The sequence below is a fragment of the Desulfonatronospira sp. genome, assembly GCA_003563255.1.
In the GTDB taxonomy this organism is placed as follows: Bacteria; Desulfobacterota; Desulfovibrionia; order Desulfovibrionales; family Desulfonatronovibrionaceae; genus Desulfonatronospira.
In genome coordinates, this window is sequence record PWSL01000478.1 from 1 (window position 1) to 2,979 (window position 2,979).

At 52.3% G+C, this 2,979-nt stretch carries 1 protein-coding gene; it reads left to right on the forward strand.

The genetic code is table 11. The features are described 5' to 3' along the window. Positions 1-255: 255 nt before the first annotated feature. Positions 256-2,424, forward strand: a complete 2,169-nt coding sequence (locus QZP87_RS14085; protein ID WP_291323558.1) for an ATP-dependent RecD-like DNA helicase — start codon at positions 256-258, stop codon at positions 2,422-2,424. The last annotated feature ends 555 nt before the right edge of the window (positions 2,425-2,979 follow it).

The following is a 2,979-nucleotide window of genomic DNA, read 5'->3' on the forward strand; positions in this document are numbered from 1 at the left end:
AAAAGAGATTGAAGAAGCATGTTTTTTCCTTGCGGGAATAAGAACCCGCAAGGAAAAGGCATCAGCCGCTTGCGCGGCGGGGGGAGCACCTGAGCTTAGTGTCCAAACAGCTAAACTGTTACATTTAAGTGTGAATTGTAACCAGGAAATACAACACAGCAACCAACCCTGCACTGCAAAGACTCTTGGATGCAGAGGAGCCGGTCCCTCAAGGTATAGATAAGTGCCGGAATGGTTGATAAGCGATTATAAATTATGAAGGAAATCAAGGCGGAGGTTATAAGCCTCACTTTCACCAATTCCGACAACGGCTATGCCGTGGCCCGGGTCCAGGCCACAGGTGAGCCGGGCCAGGTGACTGTTTGTGGTTACATGGGGAACCTGGTGCCGGGGGAAATGCTCCAGCTCAAGGGGGAGTGGAAAGAGCATCCCAAGTATGGACGTCAGTTCATGGTCCAGGAATTTGAACAGCTCTTTCCCGCCAGCATCAGCGGAATCAAAAGGTACCTGGCCTCCGGCATGATCAAGGGTGTAGGCCCCATCATGGCCGGCAAAATGGTGGAGGGTTTCGGGGAAAAAGTGCTCGATATTCTTGACAGCGACCCAGACAGACTTTTAGAGGTGGAAGGCATCGGGCAGAAAAAGCTGGCAAAAATCAAGTCCTCATGGTCCCAGCAGCGCGAAATCCGAAACCTGATGCTTTTTTTGCAGACCTACCAGATTCCTACCACGTTTGCAGCCAGAATATACAGGAAATATGGCAACGAATCCATTCAAAAACTGAAAGACAACCCCTATGACCTGGTTTACGAGATCCGCGGGATTGGCTTTATAACCGCGGACAGGATGGCCATAAAGCTGGGACTGCCCCCGGACAGCCAAGAGCGCTTGCAGGCCGGCATAGCCTACCAGTTATTTCAGTTTGCAGAGCAGGGGCACCTGTTCTACCCGGCGGAAGACCTGTTGAACAAAGTGCAGGAGTTGCTGGGAGATGTTTCTCTGCAGAAAATCCAGACCGCCCTGAATGCTCTGGAGGAGAGAAAAAGAGTTATAGTCCAGGATTTACCAGAGCAGGGCATTTCCAGGGCGGTTTACCTGAGTTTTTACTATAAGGTGGAGCTGGACCTGGCCCAGAGGCTTTGCAGCTTGAGTACTCACCCTGCAGCTCTGTCTCCGGAAAAAGTTTCAGACGGACTTGAAAGGCTGGAAAGACAGGAAAAGATCCGCTTGACCCCTGAACAGCGCCAGGCGGTTGTAGAAGGCTGTCTCAACAAAACCTATATCATCACCGGAGGGCCCGGCACAGGAAAAACCACCATCACACGTATGCTGGTGCGGACTTTTCGAGACCTGGGCCTCAAGATCAAGCTGGCCGCGCCCACGGGCAGAGCTTCCAAGAGGCTTTCCCAGGCCACCGGGGCGGGGGCGGCCACTATACACCGCATGTTGGGTTTTAATCCTTCCGGGGGGTTTGAACATAACGAGGACAACAAAATCAAGGCTGAGGCAGTGATTGTTGACGAGGTTTCCATGCTGGATGCAGCACTGATGGTGCAGCTTCTGCGGGCTCTGCCGGTAACCTGCAGGCTGGTGCTGGTTGGCGACGTAAACCAGCTTCCCGCGGTTGGCCCCGGCAACGTGCTCAAAGACATCCTGGAAAGCGAAACAGTCCCCAGAGCTGTTTTGACCAGCATCTTCAGGCAGGCCAGAGAATCCAGCATAGTGGTTAATGCCCATCGCATCAACATGGGCGAATTTCCCGTGGCATCGAATAAAAAGCCTCCCCAGGCGGATTTTTTCTGGGTACAGCAGGATGACCTGTCCAGGATTCAGGAGCTTATCACCTACATGGTGTGCCAGCGCATTCCGGCGGTCTACAACCTGGATCCGATTAAAGATATCCAGGTACTGACGCCTATGCACAAGGGTGACGTAGGCACATCGGAGCTTAACCGTCTGCTCCAGGAAAGGCTGAATCCCGGTCCGGACGCGGTTGTGCGCGGATACCGCAGGTTCAGGGTTAATGACCGGGTGCTTCAAATGCGCAACAACTACGAAAAGGATGTTTACAACGGTGACCTGGGATGGATTACCAGGGTGAACCTGGAAGACTCGGAGTTGTCCGTGGATTATGATGGAAAGGAAGTGGTCTATGACCTGGACGATCTGGATGAGCTGACCCTGGCATATGCCGTCAGCGTTCACAAATCCCAGGGCAGCGAATACCCGGCAGTAGTCATGCCGGTGGTTACCCAGCACTATCTACTATTGCAGAGAAACCTGATTTACACAGGCCTTACCAGGGCCAGAAGCCTGGCCGTGCTCATAGGCTCCACCAAGGCTATGGCCATGGGACTTCGCAGCACCGGGGCCTCAAAGCGCTATACCCATCTCAGGTACCGGCTGCAGCAGGCATTCCAGTAAAATCTGTAGAGAGCGGGAGGTTCAGCGCATGGCAGTGGGACTGTCCCCGCTAAGAATTTACCAAGTCAAAGGCAACCAGCTTTGCGAATAAGAGATGTCAGTAACCAAAAAAATGTTGCCGCGGGTACTGTCCCAAGATGTGTCAATCCATATATATCTTTCCGGGCGGGACTGGTTGATTGCCGGACAAGTTCAGTACGGCAAAAACCGGAATGGACATATGCTCAATTCCTGGTTATAATATACTCGTACACAGGCTATCAAGTTTCTATGCTTTTTCCGTGACCCTGCGCGGAAAAAGTGGCCCCTTCGGGGCATCATTTCGGTCAACCCTTGCAGGACGCGTTGAGCACGGGGACTGGCTCTCCCGGCACTTATTTTTCTAATTTGTTTCTTGTTCAATAAAAAAATAAGTGCCGGGTGTGCCTGTCCCCACAAACATGCAGGCAGGGATTTTTTTCTTTTCTTTCTTTTCTTGTTCCCAGGCTCCAGCCTGGGAACAAGAGGTAACCAGGAACGAAGAACCAGGAACCACGAACCGATTTTAACGACCAA